The sequence below is a fragment of the Streptosporangium saharense genome (assembly GCF_014203715.1).
GTDB lineage: Bacteria > Actinomycetota > Actinomycetes > Streptosporangiales > Streptosporangiaceae > Streptosporangium > Streptosporangium saharense.
The window spans coordinates 460718-485025 of sequence record NZ_JACHJP010000004.1 but is presented as its reverse complement, the minus strand read 5'-3'; the positions used below and the strand labels follow the sequence as shown (position 1 = coordinate 485025).

22 protein-coding genes are annotated in these 24308 nt (G+C 69.5%); 11 read left to right on the top strand and 11 right to left on the bottom strand.

Features of this window, described 5'->3' with window-relative positions:
* Positions 1-277 precede the first annotated feature (277 nt).
* Positions 278-718: a GNAT family N-acetyltransferase gene (locus tag FHS44_RS21985; RefSeq protein ID WP_221461114.1), complete on the top strand. Its 441-nt coding sequence runs from the start codon at positions 278-280 to the stop codon at positions 716-718.
* A gap of 7 nt (positions 719-725) precedes the next feature.
* On the opposite strand, the gene FHS44_RS21980 is transcribed toward FHS44_RS21985, so the two are convergent.
* The 4 genes from FHS44_RS21980 to sigJ form a co-directional block, all read right to left on the bottom strand.
* Positions 726-1214 (bottom strand): cupin domain-containing protein, encoded by a 489-nt coding sequence (locus FHS44_RS21980; RefSeq protein ID WP_184717527.1) that lies wholly within the window; start codon positions 1212-1214, stop codon positions 726-728.
* Positions 1205-1804 carry a TetR/AcrR family transcriptional regulator gene (locus FHS44_RS21975; protein ID WP_184717525.1) on the bottom strand — a complete coding sequence of 200 codons (600 nt, stop codon included), beginning with the start codon at positions 1802-1804 and terminating at the stop codon, positions 1205-1207. The genes FHS44_RS21980 and FHS44_RS21975 overlap by 10 nt, the downstream gene beginning before the upstream one ends.
* A gap of 222 nt (positions 1805-2026) precedes the next feature.
* Positions 2027-2152 (bottom strand): hypothetical protein, encoded by a 126-nt coding sequence (locus tag FHS44_RS41840; RefSeq protein ID WP_281401530.1) that lies wholly within the window; start codon positions 2150-2152, stop codon positions 2027-2029.
* A gap of 327 nt (positions 2153-2479) precedes the next feature.
* Positions 2480-3373 carry an RNA polymerase sigma factor SigJ gene (gene sigJ / locus FHS44_RS21970; protein WP_184717523.1) on the bottom strand — a complete coding sequence of 298 codons (894 nt, stop codon included), beginning with the start codon at positions 3371-3373 and terminating at the stop codon, positions 2480-2482.
* 116 nt (positions 3374-3489) lie between these two features.
* On the opposite strand from sigJ, the gene FHS44_RS21965 reads away from it, so the two are divergent.
* The 7 genes from FHS44_RS21965 (at position 3490) to FHS44_RS21935 (ending at position 8539) form a co-directional block, all read left to right on the top strand.
* A complete protein-coding gene (locus tag FHS44_RS21965) occupies positions 3490-3858 on the top strand; it encodes a hypothetical protein (RefSeq protein WP_184717521.1) in 369 nt (122 codons plus the stop codon).
* A gap of 268 nt (positions 3859-4126) precedes the next feature.
* Positions 4127-5563, top strand: coding sequence for an MFS transporter (locus FHS44_RS21960; protein ID WP_184717519.1), 1437 nt, complete (start codon positions 4127-4129; stop codon positions 5561-5563).
* Between the two features lie 30 nt (positions 5564-5593).
* Positions 5594-6391, top strand: a complete 798-nt coding sequence (locus FHS44_RS21955) for an NmrA family NAD(P)-binding protein (RefSeq protein WP_184717517.1) — start codon at positions 5594-5596, stop codon at positions 6389-6391.
* Positions 6392-6474: 83 nt separating this feature from the next.
* On the top strand, positions 6475-6978 hold the full coding sequence (locus FHS44_RS21950) for a P-loop nucleotide/nucleoside kinase family protein (protein ID WP_184717515.1): 504 nt from the start codon (positions 6475-6477) through the stop codon (positions 6976-6978).
* 184 nt (positions 6979-7162) lie between these two features.
* Complete coding sequence (locus tag FHS44_RS21945; protein WP_184717513.1) at positions 7163-7495, top strand: hypothetical protein; 333 nt, start codon at positions 7163-7165, stop codon at positions 7493-7495.
* Between the two features lie 85 nt (positions 7496-7580).
* Positions 7581-7913, top strand: a complete 333-nt coding sequence (locus FHS44_RS21940; protein WP_184717511.1) for a PadR family transcriptional regulator — start codon at positions 7581-7583, stop codon at positions 7911-7913.
* A complete protein-coding gene (locus FHS44_RS21935) occupies positions 7910-8539 on the top strand; it encodes a hypothetical protein (protein WP_184717509.1) in 630 nt (209 codons plus the stop codon). The genes FHS44_RS21940 and FHS44_RS21935 overlap by 4 nt, the downstream gene beginning before the upstream one ends.
* On the opposite strand, the gene FHS44_RS21930 is transcribed toward FHS44_RS21935, so the two are convergent.
* Positions 8520-9011, bottom strand: coding sequence for a hypothetical protein (locus FHS44_RS21930; RefSeq protein WP_184717507.1), 492 nt, complete (start codon positions 9009-9011; stop codon positions 8520-8522). The genes FHS44_RS21935 and FHS44_RS21930 overlap by 20 nt on opposite strands.
* 127 nt (positions 9012-9138) lie before the next feature.
* On the opposite strand from FHS44_RS21930, the gene FHS44_RS21925 reads away from it, so the two are divergent.
* From FHS44_RS21925 to FHS44_RS21915, 3 genes are all read left to right on the top strand, one after another.
* Positions 9139-10929, top strand: a complete 1791-nt coding sequence (locus tag FHS44_RS21925; protein WP_184717505.1) for an asparagine synthase-related protein — start codon at positions 9139-9141, stop codon at positions 10927-10929.
* Between the two features lie 83 nt (positions 10930-11012).
* Positions 11013-12029, top strand: coding sequence for an efflux ABC transporter ATPase subunit, DrrA-related (locus FHS44_RS21920; protein WP_184717503.1), 1017 nt, complete (start codon positions 11013-11015; stop codon positions 12027-12029).
* A complete protein-coding gene (locus tag FHS44_RS21915; protein WP_184717500.1) occupies positions 12026-12862 on the top strand; it encodes an ABC transporter permease in 837 nt (278 codons plus the stop codon). The genes FHS44_RS21920 and FHS44_RS21915 overlap by 4 nt, the downstream gene beginning before the upstream one ends.
* Here the strand turns inward: FHS44_RS21915 and FHS44_RS21910 are convergent.
* The 6 genes from FHS44_RS21910 to FHS44_RS21885 all read right to left on the bottom strand — a co-directional run bounded on the left by FHS44_RS21910 (position 12791) and on the right by FHS44_RS21885 (position 24072).
* A complete protein-coding gene (locus tag FHS44_RS21910; protein WP_184717499.1) occupies positions 12791-16000 on the bottom strand; it encodes an ATP-binding protein in 3210 nt (1069 codons plus the stop codon). The genes FHS44_RS21915 and FHS44_RS21910 overlap by 72 nt on opposite strands.
* 171 nt (positions 16001-16171) lie before the next feature.
* A complete protein-coding gene (locus tag FHS44_RS21905) occupies positions 16172-17089 on the bottom strand; it encodes an RDD family protein (protein WP_184717498.1) in 918 nt (305 codons plus the stop codon).
* 77 nt (positions 17090-17166) lie between these two features.
* Positions 17167-17895, bottom strand: a complete 729-nt coding sequence (gene narI, locus FHS44_RS21900) for a respiratory nitrate reductase subunit gamma (RefSeq protein ID WP_184717497.1) — start codon at positions 17893-17895, stop codon at positions 17167-17169.
* A complete protein-coding gene (gene narJ / locus FHS44_RS21895; RefSeq protein WP_312863765.1) occupies positions 17892-18731 on the bottom strand; it encodes a nitrate reductase molybdenum cofactor assembly chaperone in 840 nt (279 codons plus the stop codon). Before narJ ends, narI begins: the two co-directional genes overlap by 4 nt.
* Positions 18728-20374: a nitrate reductase subunit beta gene (gene narH / locus FHS44_RS21890; RefSeq protein WP_184717496.1), complete on the bottom strand. Its 1647-nt coding sequence runs from the start codon at positions 20372-20374 to the stop codon at positions 18728-18730. Before narH ends, narJ begins: the two co-directional genes overlap by 4 nt.
* Positions 20374-24072: a nitrate reductase subunit alpha gene (locus FHS44_RS21885; protein ID WP_312863764.1), complete on the bottom strand. Its 3699-nt coding sequence runs from the start codon at positions 24070-24072 to the stop codon at positions 20374-20376. The genes narH and FHS44_RS21885 overlap by 1 nt, the downstream gene beginning before the upstream one ends.
* Between the last annotated feature and the right edge of the window lie 236 nt (positions 24073-24308).

The window sequence follows — 24308 nt, the reverse complement described above, 5'->3', positions numbered from 1 at the left end:
AGCTTCTTCGGTGTTCGGTCAGCCTACCCGCCCTTCAGCGAGGTTGCCGACGTTTTCAGCGGCTTTCAGTTGGAATCAGGCAGGCTGGACATCCCAGCGACCGGACCACAACTCTCGGTGAGATCAATGGGCCTTTCCCAACCCGAAGTCGCGGGACCCCTGGCAGAAGAGGTGTCGACCAGAATCACAGTTGTCGCCCTATCACCAAATCAGACGCCACCCGAAATACCGGCCAAAACACGGCGAAAATTCTGGACGTAGGCGTTAGCCTGCGGTTGTGGTTTTCTTTCGTGAGGCCGAAGCCGATGACTTCGTTGACGTCATGCGGCTCTATCGGCAGTTGCAGCCGGGGGATCCGGTGTTGAGCGACGGATCCGACGTGGCGGCCTTCGCGCGGATCCTCGAATCGCCCGGTCTGCAGCTGTTCGTGCTCGAAGCCGACGGGGCCGTGGTCGCCACGGCGTATCTGAACGTGATCCCGAACCTCACGCGCTCGGCCTCGCCGTACGGGGTCATTGAGAATGTCGTCGTCGAGGAGAGTCTGCGGGGCGCCGGGCTGGGCAGGCGGGTCATGGCCGGTGCGCTTCGGGCCGCGTGGGACTCGGGGTGCTACAAGGTCATGCTCATGACGGGCTCGCGCGATCCCGCCACGCACGCGTTCTACAGGGCATGCGGTTTCTCGCCCGACGCTAAGACGGCCTATCTCGCCCGCCCGTGAGCCCCGATCAGGAGGCCTGGCGGTCGCGGGTCCAGGTGGGGCTGTCGAGGAAGTGGTTGTCGTACAGCTCCTGGGAGGCCAGCAGTTCCTCAAGCGTGGCCTCGCCCCTGCGCAGGCGGTCGAGCAGCCGGAAGTACTCGAAGCGCTCGATACCGGGCGCGACGATGATGAGGAGGTCGGCGGTGTGGCCGGGGGCGGCGGCGAAGGCGTGCGGGGTCATCGGGGGCACGGCCGCCACGTCTCCCGCCTCCAGTGTCACGATCTCCTCGCCCGCCAGGACGCGGGCCTTGCCGTCCAGGATGTAGAACAGCTCGGTCGAGGTGGCGTGGTGGTGGGGCACGGCGCCGTCGGCGCCCTCGGTGAGGGTCATCCTGAGGGTGCTCAGCGCGCCGCCGGTGTCGCTGGAGTCGAGCAGCAGCCGTCCCGTGGCGGTGGGCGAGATGATGGTCTCGGCGTCGATCTCCCGAACGACGGCGGTTTCCACGATCAGCGACATGTCATGTTCCCTTCGAGCGCGCAGGATACGAGCCGCTCCGCGTAGGCTCGGTCAACCGGTGCGCCTGTGATCATTACTCGGTAGTAGAGGGCTCCGGCGAGCTGGTCGAACAGCGCCTCGGCATCGAGGTCGGCGCGCAGTTCGCCGCGTAGGCGGGCGCGTTCGATCAGGGCGAGTGCGAGGGTGTTGCGTTTTGCGTACTGCTCGCGGGTCAGGTGGCCGATGTCCTCGTGCCGGGCCGCGGCGGCCACGAGTTCGCCGACGGTTCCCGCAGACGGGCCCCTGTGTCCGCCCGCGGCGCGCATCCGGTTGAGCGCGGCGGCGATCTTCTCCAGATAGTCGACGAGGTCGGCCCGGATGTCGCCGGTGTCGGTGATCTCGTCGTCGGCCTGGAGGCGGGCAACCACCGCGACGGCCAGGTGGTCCTTGGTCGGCCAGCGGCGGTACAGCGTGGTCTTGGCCACGCCCGCCTGCTCGGCCACCTCGTCGATGGACAGCCCGCCGTACCCGCGCTCGAAGATCAACGCGGCGGCGATGCGGAGCACCCGCTCGTCCACCTGCGTGTCACGTGGCCGTCCGCGCGGCGCCATGGCGACCCCTCATTTCCGAAACCCTTGTTGCGAAACAGAAGCTACCCCTCGCACCCCGATTACGCAACACATGTTTCGTAATTGCGGGCGACCCGGGGTAGGCACGGGCGTACGGCGGGCCCCGGCGTCACGGCCGGAGAGCCCGCGCCAGGAGCCTCGGCCCCGAGAGGCGATCCCACGGCTCCCGAAACAAACCCGGCGGGAAAATGGCCTTTCAGGCCGCTACTCCTTCTCCCGCCGTCCTTTCACGACCAGCCTCACGATCGCCGTCATGCCCAGGACGACTCCCACGGCCATCAGGATGAAAATCAGCAGGACGATCGCTTCCGTGGCGCCGATGCCAAACATTTCTCTCCTTGTCCCGTACCGTTCCTGGCCTGCCTGCCGGGTTTCTCGAAAGCGGCCAACGGCATGGAAACACGCACGCCACTGGCCGACCGGCCCCGGTCGGAGAGCTTGAGGATCAGGGAGTATGCCCCCGGTCGCTCTCCGAAAGGAAGTCTGCCCAGCGCCGTCGTAGGCGCCGAAATGATCAGCCAGTTTCCCGTCTCAAGATAGAGAAGCCCATCCGGGCCGTCTTTGTCCATCCACGCCACAGTTATAACGTGCACGCCTTCTTGGCTTAAGAAACTTTAAAGTTTGGGAACGCGCGACCGTGCTCACTGAAAACGAATGCTATTCCGTCCAGGGCCAGAGTTTTTCCGGATTCCGGACCACCCAGATTTGCCTGATTCGGTCGCCTGAAGCGTCGAACGCCGCCACCGTCACGGTGACGCCGTCCCGCTGCGCCACCAGGCCGGGCTGGCCGTTCACCGTACGCTCCAGAATCGTCAGACCGGGGACCAGGTCGGCGATGGCGATGACGTAACGGGCGATCTGCTCGCTGCCCTCGATTGGACGGAGCGCCGTGCTGGCCTGGCCGCCACCGTCGGCGACCATCGTGGCGTCGGGGTCGAGGAGGCCGACGAGGGCGCCGATGTCCTTGGCCTCCCACGCCTGCTTGAAGTCCCTGACGAGCCCGGCCCGCAGCCCCGTCGGAGCCGTGGAGGCCCGCGCCGCGCGGATGCGGCGCCGGGCGGAGGTGGCCAGTTGGCGGCAGGCGGCGGGGGTACGGCCGACGATCTCGGCCACTTCCCCGAAGGGGTAGCGGAAGACGTCGTGCAGGACGAACGCGACCCGCTCGGCCGGGGTCATCGACTCCAGCACGACCAGGAAGGCCATGTTGACCGACTCGTCGAGCGTGACCCGATCGACCGGATCGCCAACACCGCCCCATTCCGTACGATCCGGCAACGGCTCCGGGACCCATTCGCCCACATAACGCTCACGCCGTACCCGCGCCGAGCCGAGCAGGTCCAGGCAGATCCGGCTGGCCACCCTCGTCAGCCAGGCACCGGGAGACACGATCTCCTCCTGCTGCTCCCGGGACATGGCGTACCACCGGACGTACGTCTCCTGCACGACATCCTCGGCGTCGGCCAGCGAACCGAGCAGCCGGTACGCCAGATTGATCAACTGGCGCCGCTCACTCATGATCGCGCTCAGACCGGGATCAGACGGCGTGGTCATCGTGCTCCCCTCCCCTCACCAGACCGACAAGACAGCCCATCGAACTGCGATACCTCACATTCTGGGCGACTGCCTCGTCGGACTACCAAAAGCCTCAAAGGAAGGGAGACCCCGCCATGCCCACGAAGTTCCTGCGCGCCGCGAGCGTCCTGCTGACCGTGACCGTCTTCATCCAGACGATCACCGCGGGGTTGCTGCTGTCCTCGCCCACCAACGGCCCCCTGCACAGCGCCGGGGCCTACACGGTGTTCGTCGTGGCGGTGTTGCACCTGGTCGTCGCGATCCTGGCATGGCGGCCGGGCGGCGGTTCCCCCGGGCCCATCCTGTACGCGGCCGGATTCCTGGTGATCACCTCCGCGCAGGTGGCACTGGGCATCGCGCACCTGACGACCCTGCACGTCCCCCTGGGCGCCCTGATGTTCGGCACGAGCCTCCTCCAGCTCACCCGCCTCTGGCCCACCCGAGCCTCCGCCGCCCAGATGTGAGGGTCGCCGTTGGCCTGTCAGGACCCCCGCCCGATGGTCCTAGGTCCAAGGTCCCCCCCGATGTCCGATGTCGTGAACAACGACAGACGGCAGAGTCATACAAAACAGCGCAGAACGCATAGGAGGGGAGGGGCGATGATCGGACCGGACGGGCCGAGCCCGAGCGCCGCCCACCCCAGCGCCCTCAAGGGGTGTGCCAACAAGTGTCCGCCGGTTCCGGTGCAGCCATGACAGGCCAACGAACCACATATGGACGAAAGGCACACCCATGTCCGCAACCCAACCCCCGGCCAGCAGGCGGCCGGGGTGGAGCCTCGCGCTGCTCGCGCTCGGGCACCTGATCATCAGTCTCGACTTCACCATCATCTATGTGGCTCTGCCCGACATCGCGGCCGATGTCGGCTTCACCCCGCACACCCTGCAGTGGGTGATCACCGCGTACGCCGTCCTCTACGGAGGCTTCCTACTGTTCGGCGGCCGCCTGTCCGACCTGGTCGGACGTCGGCGGATGTTCGTGCTCGGCATGGTGCTGTACGGCGTGGCCTCCGTGCTGGGCGGCCTGGCCACGGCACCGACGGTGTTGCTTGCCGCGCGTGCCCTGCAGGGACTCGCGGGAGCCGTGCTGTTCCCGGCGGTGCTTGCCCTGGTCAACACCACCTTCGCCGAGGGCAGGGAGCGCAACCGCGCCCTGACGATCTGGGCCATGGCGGGCGCCGGTGGGCTCACGGCGGGCGCGCTGGCCGGTGGGGTGCTCACCCAGGCCCTGGGCTGGCAGGCCGTGTTCTACGTCAACGTCCCGCTGGCCGCCATAGGCGCCGTCGCCGCCTTCAGCCTGCTGCCTCCCGACGGCTCCGCCACCGGAGGAGGCATCGACGTGCCCGGAGCTCTGACCGGTACGGCGGGCATCACACTGTTGATCTTCGCGGTGGCACACGGCTCCGAGGTCGGCTGGGCACGGGCCGAGGTGATCGTCGCGGCAGTTCTCGCGGTGGTCCTGCTGGCCACGTTCCTGCGTCTTCAGGCCCGTGGCCGGACACCGCTGATGCCGCTGCGGCTGTTCCGCAACCGCGCGCTCAGCGGGGCGGTCGTGGTCATCCTCATCTTCGGACTGGCCATGCAGGCCGTGCCGTACTTCCTGACGCTGTATTTCCAGAACGTCCTCGGCTTCAGCGCCCTGGAGACCGGGCTGGCGTTCCTCGGCCCGACCCTGTCGATCACGACGGGTAACCTCCTCAGCGAACGGCTGATCCACCGCCTCGGCACCCGGAACACGCTGATCATCGGCATCGTCGCCAACGCCGTCGGTGCCGTGCTCCTCGCTCCCGGCATGCACGCGCAGGGATCCTTCCTCACCGTGCTGGCCGGGGTCGTCGTCATCGGTCTGGGCATGGGCATCACCTACGAGGCCATGTGGATCGCCGCCGGAACCGGTGTCTCCGCGGACGAACAGGGCCTGGCCTCCGGGGTGGCCTCGACCGCGTTGCAGGTCGGAACCGCCGTGGGCCTGGCGGCGCTCGTGGCCGTCGCCAACCACGGCATCGAAGGGCAGGCCGTGGCCGCCGCCACCGCGGAGGGAATGCGCGTCGCCGTCTACGTCCTGGGCGCCGTCATGCTGACCGCCGTCCTGGCCGCCCTCAGGCTCCCCGGCTCGCGTGCCCAACTGGTCTCCGACCAGGACAACGCCGACCTGTACCCCGCAAGCTGACAGCGACTTATCAAGCAAAGGAATTCGACTGTGACGACCTTGGTGACAGGTGCCACCGGGAACACCGGCCGACACGTCGTGGCGGAGCTGGTCCGCCGAGGAGAACGGGTGCGGGCCCTGACAAGAAACCCGGCGGCGAGGTTTCCAGCCGGAGTGGAGCCGGTGACCGGTACGCACAACGCCCCGGAGACGTTGGACACCGCGCTCCACGGCGTCGACCGGCTGCACATCACGGTGACGCCCGGACTCGCCGAGGTCGGGCCCGAGCTGGTCCGGCGGGCGGTCGCCGCGGGCGTCCGGCGCCTCACCGTGCTGTGGGGCGGCTGGGTCGGCCCGGTCGAGCAGGCGGTGGCGGACTCGGGTGTGGAATGGACGCGTCTGGAAGCACAGGAGTTCATGTCCAACACCCTGACCTGGGCCGATTCGATCCGAGCCGAAGGAGTCGTCCGGGAACCGTACGACCTCCCCAGCGCCCTGGTGCACGAGGCCGACATCGGGGCCGTGGCAGCCGTCGCACTGCTCGACGACGGCCACGCGGGACAGGCCTACAACCTCACCGGCCCCGAGTCGCTCACCCCGAGCGAGCGACTCGCGATCCTGTCCCGGGCACTCGGCCGCGACCTCACCTTCGAGCGGATAACCCACGAACAGGCGATCGACAGGCTGACGGCCACCGGAGTGTCCCAGGCCGACGCCGAATACGTCGTCGGCTGGTACGCCGAATCCAACGACTCGTCCAGAACCGTGGACGACACGGTCCCCCGGATCATCGGCCGCCCGGCCCGCACGTTCACCCAGTGGACGACCGAACACGCGAACCGTTTCTAGCACCTGAACACCGACGGGTTTCCGCGTCCCCCCACACGAGGCGACGCGGAAACCCGTCTGGCCCGTGTGACAGGGTTCCGAGCATGTTGATCGTGATGAGCGGCTTACCTGGCGTCGGCAAAAGTTCCATCGCCCAGGAGCTGGGCCGTTTGCTTCCGGCTCCGGTGCTGTCGGTCGATCCGGTGGAGGCCGCGATGTGGCGAGCGGGAATCGACCGTGGCCAGCCGACTGGACTGGCGGCCTACGTCGTCGTGGAGGCGCTTGCCTCCGACACTCTCGCGCTCGGTCAGACGGTCATCGTCGATGCGGTGAACGGTGCGCGGGAGGCACGGGAGCAATGGCGCGACCTCGCCCACCGCCGAAGCGTCGCGTTGCGCTACATCGAAGTGATCTGCTCCGATCGTGCCCTGCATCGGCGACGGCTGGAAGGCCGTCAGCGGGACATCGACGGCTTCGCCGAGCCGACCTGGGCGTCCGTGGAGGCACGCCGTACGGCCTTCGGCTCCTGGGACGAGGACCGCCTCGTCCTCGACTCCACCGCTCCACTGCCCGCCAACGTGCAGACCGCCATGACCCACCTGAACTGATGCAGCCGCCCAACCGGAGGTAGAGGTTCTCGAACCGGGGCTTCCGGTCGTCGTCCACGGGCGATTCCATGGTCTCCCTCATGTGTGCGTTTCCGGGCCTTGACGGCGGGCGGGGTGCGTCTATCTTCCTTTTAGGAAGCTTTCTTAACAGTGCGCCCCCCTTCTACCTGCTGGAGGCCAGCAGATGCACACCGGAAAGCACGCCGCGGCCCTGGCCGCGTCCCTCTTCGCCGCCACCGCGCTCTTCACCACCACGATCTTCGCCGCCCCCGCCCAGGCCCAGCCGACCGGATGCAGCGGAGGCACCCTCAACCCCACCGGAACGGGCGGAACCGCCTGGTACTACTGCAGCGGCGGAGACGGCCAGTACGCCTTCTCCTACCGTGTCAAACACCCCAACCCCCAGGTGGACGCGTGGCTGTACGGCTACCGCACCGAGTGCGTGTCCCCCGGGCAGCTCCTCCAGTTCAACTACACCTGGGGACAGCGCGAGGTGGTAGGGGCGGTCTTCTGCTGATTTTTACCGCATGAGCCCGGTCCCGGGCGTTCTCGGAGCGCTCGGGGCACGGCGGTTGTATCGTCATCGATATAGGGGGTGTTCGATGACCGATCCGCCGCCGAAGATCCGGCTGACCACGACCACACGGCTCGTCCTGGACCTGTTCATGGCCGTCGATCCCGAAGAGCCGCTGTGGGGATACCGCATCACCGAGGAGACCGGGCTCGGCCCCGGCACGATCTATCCCCTGCTCGAACGCCTGGAGAAGGCCGGATGGATCACCGGCTCCTGGGAGACGGGCGTCCCCGAGGACCGGCCCCGCCGGCGCCTCTACATCCTGTCCGGCACCGGCCGCCAGGAGTACGCCACCCTTCGGCAGGACCGGCGGGGCCGTACCCCCCTGTGGTCGTGGAACCCGAGGAGGGCCGGTCAGTGATCGACGACCCGAACGGCATAGTGGCATGGTTCGACCCCGACTCCCCGGAACCCGCCGAACTCAGCGACCGCGACCGCCGCGGGGTCATCGGCATCGGCATCTTCCTGACCTTCGTCTTCCTCTCCTTCAGCGTCTACGCCGGGCTGGATACGGGCGAACTGGGAACCGGTCTCGCCTTCGCCGGGCTGTCACTGTTCGCCGGTGGCTCCGTCATCGTCATCAACCTCGACGTCCTGACGATCTGGGACAGGGTGCGCCTGTCCCTCACGCTGAACCTCGCCCTGCGCATCGGTGGCCGTGCCCGGCGGTGGCAGGCCGAAGACTGGCAGGTCGCCGTCGAGACGTCCCCGCACCCTTTCCGGTACGGCCTGGGCCTGGTCCTCGCCGCCGTGCACATGAGGCTCTACGACCTCGGCACCCTGCTGCTGAGGGCCGCGTGCTGGATGCTCGCCTCCAACCACCGCACCTGGTGGCCCCTCGGCGCCGTACTGGCCTTCGCCGCGATCAACATCCACCTCTCCCAGGGCTGGGGCTCGGCCTTCTACACCCTCCCCACCATCGCCGCCTTCCACCTCGGCATCGAACACCTCCGCCGCCGCTGGAACATCAAGCGGAAAGGCGACTGACCTGCCCGGATGATGTCCACACCTGCATGACGTACAGATCCACCCGGTAGATGCCGGGGGGAAAATCCGGCTCATGGTCGTTCTCGACGAGCTTCGTCCGCATCCGGACCCGCCAGACCTCTCCTCCTCGCCCCACGTCGAAGAGGAGCGAATGGAACGCGACATCGCTGAACGGCACGACGTGGAGTTTCCCTGAGGTCAGGAGAAGATCACCCTCCCAGGTCCTCGGCCAGGGGGAGTCAGCGGGCGGTCCGTCCCACAGCTCGAACCGGATGTAACGCCCCTCGGCTGACGTGGAACCCCAGAGAGTGATGCTGCTGGAGCCGACGTCGAGCCAGTCCTGCCCCGGCGGGCTGATCTCCTCGCCCCACGAACCAGGCCCCGGGGACTGATTGCCTTCGAGGATCTCTCCGTCCATCACGTAGAACGCCTCGCTGACGCCAAGAATCACGCTCTCCAGCAACTCGGCCACGAACACCATCCCTTCGTCCAGGCATTCCAGCACGCGGCCACGACAGTTCCGCCGTCGTCGGCCCTCGTGAAGGCGAACCCGGGCATCGGCGGAGTAACGGTGTGGGTCGCCAAGCGGGGAGGTCGCCTTGCGTGTTCATCTGGTGGTTGTCGGCAGACGGACGGGCGTTCCGCTGCCGTCCGTGGTGTTCGACGCGGCGCGGCAGGCGATCTCCCGTGCCTTCCCGGTGCCCGTCGCGACCGTGACCTCGGACGAATGGCGCTCGGCGACCGGGGACACGGCGTTGCTCTCCTGGTCGAACGAGCCCGAGGGGCACGGGTTGCCGCTCATGTGCTCCGGCGACGGCCGGGTAGCGGGCCTCACCGGGCACCTGGCCGAGCCCGCCGACGTGGCCCGGCTGCTGGCCGTACCCCACCTCGGAGAGACCGTCACCCGCACGGGCGGGGTCTTCTCTGTCTTCCGGGCCTCCGAGACGGAAGTGAGGGCGGCCACGGGGTTCACCCGGGCGTGCCCCGTCTTCCACGCCGAGACGCCGGACGTCCACGTCATCGGCAGTCGCGCGCTGCTCGTCCACCTCGTCGCCAGGGCCGCCGAGACGTCGTCGAGCCGCCCCGGGATCGTCTGGGACCTGGCCGCCCTTGAGTCGATGGTGCGGGCGGGCTACTTCCTGTCGGACGAGACGCCCTTCCACGGGGTTGGCGCGCTGCCCCCGGCCGCCGAGATCGGTGTCGTGGGCGGGCGCCGTACCGTCACCGAGATCCCCCTCCCCGAGGCGCGCGCCACGCCGGCCTCGAAGCGTGCGGCGCGGGCCCAGGTCGACGAACTCGCCGACGCACTGCTCGCCGCCGTGCGGCCCCTGCGGGACACCGTCGAGCCGGTACGGCTGTCGCTCACCGGTGGCCGCGACAGCCGTCTCCTCGCCGCGCTGCTGCACAGGGCGGACATTCCGTTCGTGACGGCCACCTCGGGACATGACGACAGCCCCGACGTGGTGCTCGCCGGGCGTGTCGCCCAGGCCCTTGGTGTACGGCACAGCGTCGCCCGGCCGAAGCGGTCCGACGACGGTACGGAACTGGTCATTCCACATCCCCACGTTCGCGGCCACAATGTGCTGTTCGCCTGCGAGGGGATGATCTCGGCCTACGAGAACATTCCGGGCGCCGTACGGTTCGACCCCACGCCTCGCATGTCCGGACACGGCGGGGAGATTCTGCGGGGCGGGTTCCTGCACAACCAGGACGACCTGGACGACAGGGCCGTCAGGCGGCGGATCGACGGTCTTTTCAGCAGGAACGCCGACCTGCTGACCGACCAGGGCAGACAGCACGCCCGGACTCTGGCCTCTCCCTGGCGGGATCTGGACGGCCCCGGCGCTCTGGACCGGCTGTATCTGACCTATCGCGTGGGCCGCTGGCACGCCGCCTCCCGCGCGTCGTTGCTGCGCGGCCAGAATCCGGTCCCGCCGTTCCTCGACAACCTGGTCGTCGGGACCGCGCTCGGCATCGACCCGCTATGGCGACGCTCGGAGGCGCTCATCCACGGCGTGATCAACGCCTTCGCGCCCTCGTTGCGTGGCATTCCCCTTGAGGGCCGCCCATGGCGGTTCACCAAGGAGCAACGCCCCAGCCTGTGGGACCGGCTCCGCTCCCGAGCCGCCGTCGTGACCACTCCTGCCGGAAAACCCTGGAACTGGCGGACGAAGCCCTCGCCGGAACTGACCGGCCTGCTGCGCGCGGCCGTCATCGACAAGCACGGGGAACTCGCGAACATCGTCAACGCGGCCGAGGTGGCGCGGCTGCCGGACTCCCGGATGGACGTCCTGTGGCACCTCTACACCGTCTCGACAATGCTCACCGACGCCTTCGCCACCCCGGACTCCCCCGATCTGCCTTCCCTGCGCATTCCCATTCCGTGTTGACGCTCACCAACCGGCTTCACGGGGGAAGTGGCGCGAAACCGGGGTGAAGGGGTGGTGAAACCTGGGTCCGCGAATCTCTTTCCATGAGCATCACACAAGAGACACGACAGACGAGGTCCGGTGCCGAGAGGGCGGTGAGCGCCGTCTGGGCCGAGGGGCTGGTCAAGACGTTCGGCACGCACCGGGCCGTTGACGGGATCGATCTGGACGTACGGCCGGGCGAGGTCTTCGGGGTCCTCGGGCCGAACGGCGCGGGCAAGACCACGACGATGCGGATGCTGGCGACGCTGCTGAAGATCGACGCCGGACGCGCCGAGATCTTCGGCGTGGACGTGGCCACCAACCCGCACGTGATCAGGCAGCTCGTCGGGGTCACCGGACAGTACGCGTCGGTGGACGAGAACCTGACCGCACGCGAGAACCTGTGGCTGTTCGGACGGCTGCAGGGCATCGGCTCCGGGGAGGCCAAGGGGATCGCCACCGACCTGCTGGGACGGTTCGGGCTTGAGGAGGCGGCCAACAAGCCGATCTCGCAGTTCTCCGGAGGCATGCGGCGGCGCCTCGACCTGGCGGCCAGCCTGATCACCAGACCGCCGTTGATCTTCCTGGACGAGCCGACCACCGGGCTCGACCCGCGTACGCGCGGACAGATGTGGGACACCATCCGCGGCCTGGTCGCCGACGGGTGCACGGTCCTGCTGACCACCCAGTATCTCGACGAGGCCGACCAGCTCGCCGACCGGATCGCCGTCATCGACCACGGCGTGAAGGTGGCCGAGGGCACCCCCGACGAGCTGAAGACCACGGTCGGCGACTCCGCCCTTCAGGTGGTGCTCGCCGTACCCGGTGAGACGCGGGAGGCCTCGGACATCGTGCGCCGTGTGCTCGGTGTCGAGCCCGTGCTCAGCCCGGAGCAGGGACGGCTCACCGCCCCGCTCAGCCAGGCGGACCTGGCCGCCGACGTACTGATCGCGCTGCGCACCGCGGGGGTGTCCGTAGCGTCGGTCAGCGTGGACAAGCCCAGTCTGGACGAGGTGTTCCTGGCCCTCACCGGCCACGAGACCGACGAGAAGAACGACAACACCGAGGAGACCCGATGAGCACCCTGACCGCACCGGCCCGCCAGCCCGTGAGGGCCGCCGACCGGGTGGCGTCCGCGCGGCGGCACGTCTCACTCAGCGAGACGCTCAGCCAGACCATGATGATGGCCTGGCGGGCACTGAAGAAGATGGTCCGCAACCCGGAGCAGTTCGTCGACGTGGCGTTGCAGCCGATCCTGTTCACGGCGATGTTCGCCTACGTCTTCGGCGGCGCCATCTCCGGGGACGTGGGCAGCTACCTGCCGCTGATCATTCCCGGCATTCTCGCCCAGACCGTGCTGACCACCTGCATGGCGACCGGGACCCAGCTCCGTGAGGACCTGACGAAGGGCGTCTTCGACCGGTTCAAGTCGCTGCCGATCGCCCGCATCGCGCCGCTGGCCGGGCCGATGATCGCCGACCTGGTGCGTTACACGATCGCCTCGGCGCTGACCTTCGGCATGGGCATCCTCATGGGTTACCGGCCGGGCGGCGGCGTGTTCGGGACGCTCGGCGCGATCGTGCTGTCGATCGTCACGGGTTGGTCGCTGGCGTGGGCGTTCACCTGGGTCGGCACCATCGCCCGCAGTGCCCAGGCCGTGCAGGGCATCTCGATGATGATCATGTTCCCGCTGACGTTCCTGTCCAACGCGTTCGTGCCGGTGGACACGCTGCCGAGCTGGCTGGCCGCCTTCGTCAGGGTCAACCCGGTCTCGCACCTGGTCACGGCCTCCCGGGACCTGGCCAACACCGGTGTCGTGAGCGGCGAGGTCGCCTGGACGCTACTGGCCTGCCTGGTCTGCGTCGCGATCTTCGCGCCGCTGGCGGTGCGCTCCTACAAGCGGCACATCTGAACCATGGGCGCGAAGCGTCTTCTTGACCTCGCCGAGCAACTCGGGGCCGCGCCGGTCACCGTACTCCGCCCGTATGGCGGAGAGCAGACCCGGCGCGGCCCTTTCCGCGTACGGCTCGATCCGCTCGAAGGCCATGCTGGACGTCATCCGGTTGTAGGAGAAGCGCTCGGCCAGCACCAGCAGCCTGACCGCCTCGTCCGCGGGCAGGGCCTCCCGCACCAGTCCCCACGTGCCGAGCGCGAACAGCACCGTCCCGACCACCGGATAGTCCATGAAGGGGTTGCCCGGGCTCAGCGTCTCCCCGCCCAGCAGGATGGACCAGGTGGCGAACAGTTCCTCGCCGTACCACAGGTCCGCCGGGCCGGCGTGGTAGGCGTGGGCCGTGAGCGCGAAGCCCACGGCGATGATCACCCACGGTTCGGTGCCGGTCTGGGGGAAGCCGACGGTCATCCGCACGTCACGGGCCTGCTGTACGGCCAGGCGGTAGTCGGCCAGGGCGCGTGCGACGTCACCGCGAGCGAGGAACAGCTCGGCCGCGCATATCGGAATGAGCATCATCCCGCCCTGCACCGCCTCACTCTCGCTGATCCGCGTCATCTCGGCCAGCTCGGACTCGGCCGTCTCCAGGTCACCCGCCTGGACGGCCGCGTGGATGATGACGGCCCGCAGTTGCACCTCGTCGTCCGTGGCGCCGACCCTGATCATGACGGGCAGGGCCTCCCGGGCGTGGCGGACCGCCTGCTCATGGTCACCCCGTTGCATGGTCAGGTGGGCCAGCGTGGTCCGCAGGATGGCCTTCTCCCACGGCCCGTCGCTCTCCCGCGCCATGGCCAGCGCCCACTCCGCCGCCGCGCACGCGGCCACCGAGTCCCCGACGTTCTCCAGCGCGTGGGCCAGCATCTGCCCGGCCGTCAGTGCCAGGTGGCGATCGGGGCTCCGGCTCAACTCCGTCAGCCGGTGGATGACGTGTTCGCCGGCATCCGGATCACTGGCCAACACCACCTGTGTCATCGCGGCCTGGCGACGGTCGGAGGTGCCATGGTCGGGCAGGCCGGTGAGCAGGTCACGCAGTACGCGGTCGGCCACCCCCATCGTGTTCATGAGCATGATGAGCAGGGCCGCCCTGGTCATCTCCTCCAGCTCCGGGGGCGGAGTCCAGCCGGTGAGCGTCTGGGTGAGCGCCTCGCGGAGCACGACGATTCTGGGATGGTCGCCGCGGATCGACCACAGCGCGCCCATGGCGGCCATCAACTGCATCGCCGTGGCGGGATCGTCCTCGCCGAGCGCCCGGCGTAGCTGGTCGGCCAGGTTGCCCTCCTCGGCGCGCAGCGCGTCCACGGCCTCGAACTGGCGGGGGCCGAACAGCTCGTTGGCGTGGCGCACGCCGTACTCGATGGCCCAGGACCGTTGCGCCGCCCGCGCCCGCGCCTCCTCGCCCACCTCGGCCAGGCGCATCAGACCGAACTCCCTGACCGTCTCCAGCATGCGGTAGCGCAGGCCGTACGCCGTCTCCCTGACGCTCAGCAGGGACTGCTCGGCCAGCGCGTCCACGGCGGGCAGCGCGTCGGAGCCCAGCATGTGCTCGGCCGTCTCCAGCGTGAAACCGTCGCCGAACAGCGAAAGCTGACGTAGCGCGCGCCGTTCCCGCTCCTCCAGCAGGTTCCACGACCAGTCGATCACCGCGAGCAGCGTCTGGTGGCGGTCGGGGGCGCTGCGGTTGCCGCCACGTAGCAGGACGAACCGGTCGGTGAGCCGCCTCCTGATCTCCTCGACCGACATCACCCGCGTCTTGGCCGCGGCCAGCTCGATGGCGAGCGGCAGCCCGTCGAGCCGGGTGACGATCTCGCGGACCTCCTCCTCGTCGAGCCGCACACCGGGCCTGGCCGCCGTCGCCCGCTGGCCGAACAGCTCGACCGCGTCGCTCGTGGCCAGCTCGCCGAGCTGGTGGATCCGCTCGGCGGGGATCGCCAGCGGGGCGCGCGAGGTGGTGAGCACCCGAAGATCACGGGTGGTGGCCACGAGGAAGGCCACCAGGTCGGCCACGGCCTCGATGACGTGTTCGCAGTTGTCCAGGATGAGCAGGGACGGCACCTGGTCCAGGTGCCCGGCGATGCGGGTGCGCACGTCGGAGCGCTGCTGGGGGGTCAGCACCCGCCGCCCGGCGACCGAGTCGCGCACCCCCAGCGCCGAGCCCACCTCGCCCACCACGCCCTCGGGGGAGGACACGGCGACCAGCTCGACGAAGTGCGCCACCGGCTGCACGGCGTTCCTGCCCGCCACGTGGGCCAGCCGTGTCTTGCCCAGCCCACCGGGGCCGATGATCGAGACGACCCTGCTGGTCTGCAGCAGGGCGTGGACCGTACGGATGTCGTCCTCACGGCCAAGCAGCGAGGAGCCGTCGTAGAGCAGGCCCTCGCGCACCGGCCGGTCGGCGGCCAGCAGCCCGGCGTGCACCCGCGCAAGCTCAGGCCCCGGGTCGGCGCCGAACCGGTCGGCCAGGTCCGCCCGGTAGCGCTCGTAGCGCTCAAGCGCCGCGGCGGCACCGCGCACCGCCGCCTCACTGCGCAGCAGGCAGGCCAGCAGTTCCTCGTCGTGCGGGAGACCGGCCGCGCGCTCCTCAAGGAGAGGCAGCGCGCCCGCGTGGTCACCGTCCCTGCTCCGCGCCAGGGCCAGCACCCGGCGTGCCTCGGCCAACTGCCCGGCGGCCACGGCGTGCAGGTCGGCCAGCGGTCCCGTGGACGACGTACGGCCGTCGCCCGCCAGCGTGATCGCCTCCTCGGCGCACCGGCGAGCCTGGGCGGTGTCCCCGCGCCCCAGGGCCTTGACCGCCTGGTCGGCGAGATCGGCGAGCAGGAGGGCGTCCACCTGGTCCGTGGACAGGCCGAGCCGGTAGCCGCGTGCCGTACGCACCACGACGTCGGAGCCGGTGGCGGCGCGGGTGCGGGAGACCACGACCTGCAGCGCCTTGACGGGATTGGCCGGTGGCTCCTCGGGCCACAGCTCCTGGACCAGGCGCTCGTCGCTGACCCCGGCCCTTCCGTACAGCGCGAGCACGGCCAGCAGGGCATGCGCGCGATCACCCGCCAGCGGCCTACCCTGCCAGCGGACACCACTGAGCAGGGTCAGCACCGGAGCCACACATCCCAGCTTACGGCGATATCGGAGTCTCGGGAGCGTCTCAGCGTCAGGGGGGAAATTTCCGGATAAATACCCTTTGACCTGGGGTTCGATGGCTGACGATCACCGTCCTCGCGCCCGTTCCGGTCCTGTCCGATCCGGCACAACCTTTGTCCGGTACGGCCCGGCCCATCAGACCGGGACGGGGGCCACGTCCGAGGTCGGCCGATCACGTGTCACCGCGAAGCCCAGCAACCGATCATGAAGAACCCGGCCCTCCCGGTCGAAGAGCATCCACAGCCCGTCGACCAGGAGGCACCACAGCCCGGCACCGGGAACGAGGGCGAGCAGCGGAAAGGCCACCGAGCGGAGCGCCGTCCGCCCCACTCCCGCTCGTGGGGCGACGACGCGGATCCCCAGCAGCCGCTTGCCGAGCGTCCTCCCCCACAGGGTGTGCTGAAGCCAGAAGTAGAGGAACAGACTGACCGGGACGACCAGGTCCGTCGGGCGCGCCTCGACCCGCTTCAGGAAGCCGTACCCCATCCCGTTCACCGGGCTCATGCCGATCACCAGCCCCACGACGACGCTGAAGATCACACAGATGACGAGGTAGTCGACCAGGGCCGCCACCCCTCGCCGCCACACCAACCCTTCCCGCGCCTCGCGTGACACGGCGAGCACCAGCGCCGCGGCCCCCAGAAGGCACAGTTGGGTCGTTCCCCAGGCACCGGCCACATCCGCGAACCACTCGGCGCCGAATATCGGGATCTCGTCCTGACAGATCCCGCGATAGCCGTACAGCGAGGCGAGAGGGTCGACGGCCGCGCCCATGACCAGGAGCCCGGCCACCCGCCGGCCGGTTGCCCCGGGATCCCTGCCGCTCAGGCAGGCGACAAGGCCGAGGAGGACCATCAGCGCCGGAATCGCCAACTCCGTGATGAGCGGTCCGACGGTTTCGAGATCACGACGCAGCGGGGCGAGCGGGGACAGCGTCGATCCACTGCCGAACCGGCACACGACCATGAAGACCTCGCCGCCCTCGGAGGTCCCAAGCTCCTGTCGCCACCGCCACAGCTCCCACGTCGGAAAGGCCGCGACAATCGTGGCCACCAGCCACACCAACCGGGACGTCCGTGGCAAAGCGCTCCTTCCCCATGGGAAACGACACCTTACCGACGGACTTCGAGCTACCTGCGGGTCGCCTCGCGGACGGTGGCCGGGGAAGGTTGGGGGGTGGGGACGGGGCCGCGGCGGGTTCGGTAGACGACGTAGGGGCGCCACAGGTAGGCCAGCGGGGCCGACCATACGTGGACAAGTCGGGTGAAGGGCCACAGGGCCAGGAACAGGAAGCCGCCGATGGCGTGTAGTTGGTAGACCAGCGGCGCGTCGATCATGAGGTCGCTGCGCGGCGAGAGCCAGAACACGCTGCGGAACCAGACGGCGATCGTCTCCCGGTAGTCGTAGCCGGGACCGAACAGGTTCACGACGACCGTGGCGGCCATGCCGAGCCCGACCATGACCGCGAGGGAGGCGTAGAGCACCTTGTCCATCGAGGTCGTCTTCCGACGGACCCTGCCGTTGACCAGGCGGCGGGCGATGAGCAGGACCAGGCCGACGATGAGCATGACGCCGGTCACCGTGCCCGCCCAGACCGCGACCAGGTGGTAGAGGTGCTCGGGAATCCCGAGCGCGGCGGTCAGCGAGGCCGGGACCAGCAGCCCCATGGCGTGCCCGCCGATGACCCCGAACGCGCCGAGGTGGAACAGCGGCGACCCCAGGCGCAGGATCCGGTTCTCCAGCAGTTGGCTGGTGTGCGTGGTCCAGCCGAACTGGTCGTGGCGCCACCGCCAGATGTGGCCGCCGACGAACACCGCGAGGCAGAGGTACGGCAGGACGATCCAGACGACGGTGTTCATCGTTGGGCCTCCGACGAGGAGCAGGTGGGATACGGGGCCAAGCCGTCCGGGCCGAGGGAGTCGAGGCCGACCGACTCGACGGGCGGGCCGTCGAGGGCGAGCTGCGCCACGGCCTCCCGGTCCGCCTCGGTCAGCTCGGGCAGGACCGCGGTGATCGCCTCGATGAGCAGGCCGTACGGCGTGCCGTGGTCGGCCAGGGCGGCACGGAGCAGTTCGACACCGCGCCGGTGCTGGCGCAGCGGCGCCTCCCCCTCGCCGGGACCGACCGTGGCGGCGAACTCGAGCACGACCGGCAGCAGGTCGGGCAGCTCACCGGGGGCCAGCCGCAGGCCGTGGGCGCGGTAGCGCTGCTTGAGGACGAGCAGCGCCATGCCCCGCCTGCGGGTGTCGCCGTGCAGGTAGTACGTCAGGTAGAGACCGGACCGGCGACGCAGGTCGAAGGTCTGCACGTAGTGCCGCTGCACGTCGATCGGCGCCGTGCCGGTCAGCCAGGCGAGGAACTCCTCGACCTGCCCGCGCAGCCAGGGGTGCTCGATCAGGGCGGCGGCGTCGCGAAGCTCGTCGGCGGCGTCGAGCAGGACCTCGTCGGGGTAGGTGAGCAGCACCGCGGCGAGCTGGAAGAGCCGGGTACGGTCGGTCGCGGTCACGGGGGTCGCGGAAGTCGTGGACACGGGGGCGTGAAGGGTCCCGGTCGCCGAGGGCACGGGGGCGGGAATGGCGGGGGTCATGGGGGTCGCCTTTGCCGAGGTCGCAGGGGTCACGAGGGCCACGGGGATCGTGGTGGTCGCGGTCGCCGGGGACAGCGTGCGGGCCGTGTTGGTCGGCGGGGCGTTCACGACCGCTCCCGGGTCGGGTCGATGGTCAGGCCCATCCGGCCGTCCGGGCGCCGGGTCACGAGTTCCCGCCTGCCGACATGAACCGTGTCCCCGCCGTCCCCGCCGTCCTCCACCAGGTGGAAGCGCTCGGTGACTGCCTTGATCCCGTCGGAGCCGCCCATCCCCGGCCCGCCCTCGCAGTCCAGGGAGCAGCCGTCCGACGCCGTGGCCTGGGCCTCAAGGGCGGCGGCGTCCTTGGTGTAGGCGGTCGGGATGACGTACCGCTCGTCGTACTTGGCGATCGCGAGCAGCCGGTACATCGCCTCGACCTGCTCCCCGGTCATCCCGATGCCCTCCAGCAGCTCCTGGGCGAACGTGCCGTCCAGGGTCCTGGCCCGCATGTAGGAGCGCATCGCGGCCAGCTTCATCAGGACCCCGGCTGCGGCGTCGGCGTCGCCCGCGGTGAACAGCTCCGCGAGATACTCGACCGGGATGCGCAGGTCGCGGATGGTGTGGAAGACGTCGTCGGCGTCGGTGTCGTCACGCCCTGCGGCACCGGTCGCGTCGAGCACCGGCGACAGCGGCGGGACGTACCAGACCATCGGCAGCGTCCGATACTCCGGGTGCAACGGCAGCGCGATCCGATATTCGCTGATCAGCCGCCACACCGGGGACAGCCTCGCGGCCTCGACCCACTCCTCGGGCATCCCGGCGTCGAGGGCCGCCTGCCGTACGACCGGATCGTGGGGGTCGAGGAAGACGTCGCGCTGGGCGTCGAGCAGGTCGCGCTCGTCCTTGACCGACGCGGCGGCGAGGACGGCGTCCTCGTCGTAGAAGACGATGCCGAGATAGCGGAGCCGTCCCACACAGGTCTCCGAGCAGATCGTGGGCTGGCCCGCCTCGATCCTCGGGAAGCAGAAGGTGCACTTCTCGGCCTTGCCGGTGGCGTGGTTGACGTAGACCTTCTTGTACGGGCACGCCGAGACGCACATCCGCCAGCCACGGCATTTGTTCTGGTCGACAAGGACGATGCCGTCCTCCTCGCGCTTGTACATGGCGCCGGACGGGCAGGCGGACACGCAGGCCGGGTTGAGGCAGTGCTCGCAGATCCTCGGAAGGTGGAACATGAAGGTCTTCTCGAACTCGAACTTGACCTTCGCCGCCGCCTCGGGGGGCATCCCGGTGATGTTCGGGTCCTGGTCGGCCCGCTCGTGGGCGCCACCGAGGCTGTCCTCCCAGTTCGCGCCCCACTCCACGGTCATCGGCTCACCCGTCAGCGCCGAGTGGGGCCGCTTGACCGGCGTGTCGTTCAGTCCCGCGGGAGCGCCGACCAGGATGTCCTTGTCGAATGTCGCGGGCTCGTAGTAGTCGTCGATCGACGGCAGGTCCGGGTTGGAGAAGATGCGGGTCAGCCGCTTCACCCGGCCACCGGAGCGCAGGGTCAGCCGTCCCTTGCGGTCGAGCTGCCAGCCGCCGTGCCAGCGGTCCTGGTCCTCGTAGTGCTTGGGGTAGCCGATGCCGGGCTTGGTCTCGACGTTGTTGAACCAGACGTACTCGGTGCCCTCGCGGTTGGTCCAGGTCTGCTTGCACGTCACCGAGCAGGTGTGACAGCCGATGCACTTGTCGAGGTTCATCACCATCGCGACCTGTGCGCGGATTCTCATCAGTACTCCACCTCCTGCGAACGACGGCGGATCACCGTGATCTCGTCGCGCTGGCTGCCGATCGGGCCGTAGTAGTTGAAGGCGTAGGTGAGCTGGGCGTGCCCGCCCGCCAGGTGGGTCGGCTTGACCAGCAGCCGGGTCATCGAGTTGTGGTAGCCGCCGCGACGGCCGCTCTTCTCGGCCTTCGGCACGTTCACCGTCCGCTCCGGCGAGTGGTACTGGAAGACCGTGCCCTCCGGCATCCGGTGGCTGACCACGGCGCGGGCGACGACGACGCCGTTGCGGTTGTGCGCCTCGATCCACTCGTTGTCCCTGACGCCGATCTTCGCGGCGTCCTCGACGCTCATCCAGATGACCGGCCCGCCCCGGGACAGCGCGAGCATCAGCTCGTTGTCGTGGTACATCGAGTGGATCGACCACTTGGCGTGCGGGGTCAGGAACCGGACCGTCACCCCGCCGTCGACGACCTCGCCCGGCCTGCCGAAGTGGCGTGCCATGTTCAGCGGCGGCCGGAAGGCGGGAAGCTGCTCGCCCAGCTCGGCGACCCAGTCGTGCTCGACGAAGAAGTGCTGCCGCCCGGTGAGGGTGTGCCACGGCTTGGACCGCTCGACGTTGAGGGTGAACGGCGAGTAGCGGCGCCCGCCCTTCTCCGAGCCCGACCACTCGGGGCTGGTGAACACCGGCTGCGGCGCGGCCTGGGTGTCGGCGTAGGTGATGTGGTCCTTCTCGTGGCCTTCGACCAGGTCGGTGAACGGCTGTCCGGTGCGCGCCTCCAGGGCGGTGAAGCCCGCGGCGGCCACCCGCCCGTTCGTGGTTCCGGACAGCGCCAGGATCGCCTCGCACATCCGGTCGGCGGTCGCGAGCGACGGGCGTCCGGCGAACGGTCCCTCGGTGACGACGCCGTTCTTCTCGGCGAGATACTCGATCTCCGGGGTGACGTCCACGGTGAGCGCCTTGGTGGTGGTGCCGAGGGTGTCGAGCAGCGGGCCGACCGCCCGCATCTTGGCGCCGATCAGCGTGTAGTCGCGTTCGATCTCCACGAGCTTCGGCATGGTCACGCCGGGTACGGCCTCGCACTCCCCGGCCTTCCAGTCGCGCACCCTGCCACCCGGCGTCGCCAGCTCGTCGGGGGTGTCGTGCTGCAACGGCACCGCGAGGACGTCGCGCCGTACCCCGAGATGGGTGGCCGCGAGCTCGCTGACCCGGTCGGCGAGGGCGAGGAAGGTGTCGTAGTCGGTGTGCGCGTCCGAGGGCGGCGCGACGGCCGGGCTGAACGCGTGCACGAACGGGTGCATGTCGGTGGTCGAGATGTCGTGCTTCTCGTACCACGTCGCGGCAGGCAGGACCACGTCGGCGTGCAGCCCGGTGTTGGTCATCCGGAAGTCGATCGCGGTCAGCAGGTCCAGCTTCCCGGTCGGCGCCTCATCCCGCCAGGCCACGTCGCGGGGCCGCTGGCCGGGCTCGCACTCCTGCGCGCTGGCGAGGGAGTCGATGCCGAGCAGGTGCCGCATGAAGTACTCGTTGCCCTTGCCCGAGGACCCCAGCAGGTTGGCCCGCCACAGGGTGAGGCAACGCGGGAAGTTCGCGGGGTCGTCGGGGTCCTCCGCGACTCCCCTGAGCCGCCCGGCCTTCAGCTCCGCCACGATGTGCTCCTGGACCGTACGGCCCGCGGCCGCGGCCTCGTCGGTGAGGTCGAGGGGATTGCGGTCGAAGGCGGGGTGGCCGGGGCTCCAGCCCATCCGCTGGGCCGCGGCGACCGTGTCCGCGAACGTCATCCCGGCGAACCTGCCGGTGCCCAGCGGCGAGGCCAGCTCGTCCGCGGGCACCCGCTCGTAGCGCCACTGGTCGGTGTGCAGATACCAGTACGGCGTGGCGGCCTGGTGGCGCATCGGGCGCTGCCAGTCGAAGGCGAAGGACATGTGCTGCTGGCCGGTCAGCGGCCTGGCCTTCTCCTGGCCGACGTAGTGCGCCCAGCCGCCCCCGTTGACGCCCTGGCAGCCGGTCAGCAGGACGAGCGCGATGAAGGCCCGGTAGGTCATGTCGGAGTGGAACCACTGGTTGGCCCCGGCGCCCAGGACGATCAGGGAACGGCCCCTGCTGCGTTCGGCGTTGCGCGCGAACTCGCGGGCGATCCTGGCGGCGAGCGCGGCGGGAACCCCGGTGATGCTCTCCTGCCAGGCGGGGGTGTTGGGCTCCTCGGCGTCGTCGTAGCCGGTGGGCCAGCTCCCGGGAAGGTCGCCGCGGCGCACGCCGTACTGTGCCATCAGCAGGTCGAACACGGTCGTCACGAGGTGGTCGCCGACCCGCCTGACCGGCACGCCCCGGCGCATCGTCGCGCCGCCCTCGGTGTCCCCGGTGTCGAACCTGGCCAGCTCGACCTCCACGGCCTCGTCGGTCATTTCGAGCAGACCGAGTGCGGGTACGGCCTCGCCGAGGTCGAGGTTCCACCGGCCCGCGTCCCGCTCGCCGTACCGGAAACCGAGTGAACCGTTCGGCACGACCGGCTCGGCCGTGCGCTCGTCGAGGAACACCGTCCTGTGCGCCGCGGCCTGGTCCTCGTCCCCGAGGTCCTTCGCGGTCAGGAAGTGGCCGGGCGTCCAGGTGCCGTTGTCCCTTTCCTGCAGCGTGACGAGGAACGGCAGATCGGTGTATCGACGGACATAGTCGGTGAAGTACGGCACCGCCCGGTCGCGGAAGAACTCGGTGAGGACGACGTGTCCCATGGCCATCGCCAGGGCGCCGTCGGTGCCGGGGTGCGGCGCGAGCCAGTCGTCGGCGAACTTGACGTTGTCGGCGTAGTCGGGGCTCACCGCGACGACCTTGGTGCCCCGGTAGCGGGCCTCCGCCAGGAAGTGCGCGTCCGGGGTCCTGGTCACCGGGATGTTGGAGCCCCACATCATCAGGTAGGTGGAGTTCCACCAGTCCCCGGCCTCGGGGACGTCGGTCTGGTCGCCCCAGATCTGCGGGGACGCGACGGGCAGGTCGGCGTACCAGTCGTAGAAGCTCAGCAGCGTGCCGCCGAGCAGCGCGTGGTACCTGGTGCCCGCGGCGAACGACGCCATCGACATCGCCGGGATCGGGGAGAACCCCACGACGCGGTCCGGGCCGTACTTCTTCGTGGTGTGGACGTGGGCGGCGGCCATCATGGTGATCGCCTCCTCCCACGAGGCCCGCACGAAGCCGCCCCGGCCCCGCTGGCTCTTGTAGGCCTGGGCCTTCATGGGGTTGTCGACGATGTCGGCCCAGGCGAGCACCGGGTCCCCGAGGCGCTTCAGCGACTCGCGGAACATCTCGGCCAGCACCCCGCGCACGTACGGGTGCCGCACCCGGGAGGGCGAGTACTCGTACCAGGAGAACGACGCCCCGCGCGGGCAGCCACGCGGCTCGTAGTCCGGCGCGTCCGGCCCCGTCGTCGGATAGTCCGTCGCCTGGTGCTCCCAGGTGATGAGGTCGTCCTTCACGAACACGTTCCACGAGCACGACCCGGTGCAGTTGACCCCGTGCGTCGAGCGGACAACCCGGTCGTAACGCCACCGGTCCCGGTAGAAGGTCTCCCAGGCGTTCTGGTCGATCTGGTGCAGGGTCCGCCCGCCGTCTCCGACCGTCTCCTTCGTCAGGAAGCGCCGCGCGGCCAGCAACGGCGCCACACCGGGCACCGAGTCCGTCGCGGGGGCGTCCTGGGACTGGTGTGGTGTCACGACGTGCACTCCTTCGATCTCGGGGGTCGTTCTTGAGCTCGTTGGGGGTCGACGCGGTGCACTTCGCGCCGCGTAATCAGACTCCCGCGCCGCCGACGTCACGTCAGGTGCCGACGGTCCCAATCGGCCGGGCCATAAGTCCCACAACACCCCTTCATCGCCCTCCGGGGTGCTTCCCCCCTGCAAGGCGCTTCCCCTCGCCCTGCAGGGCGCTTCTCCTCACCGCGTCGGGGTGC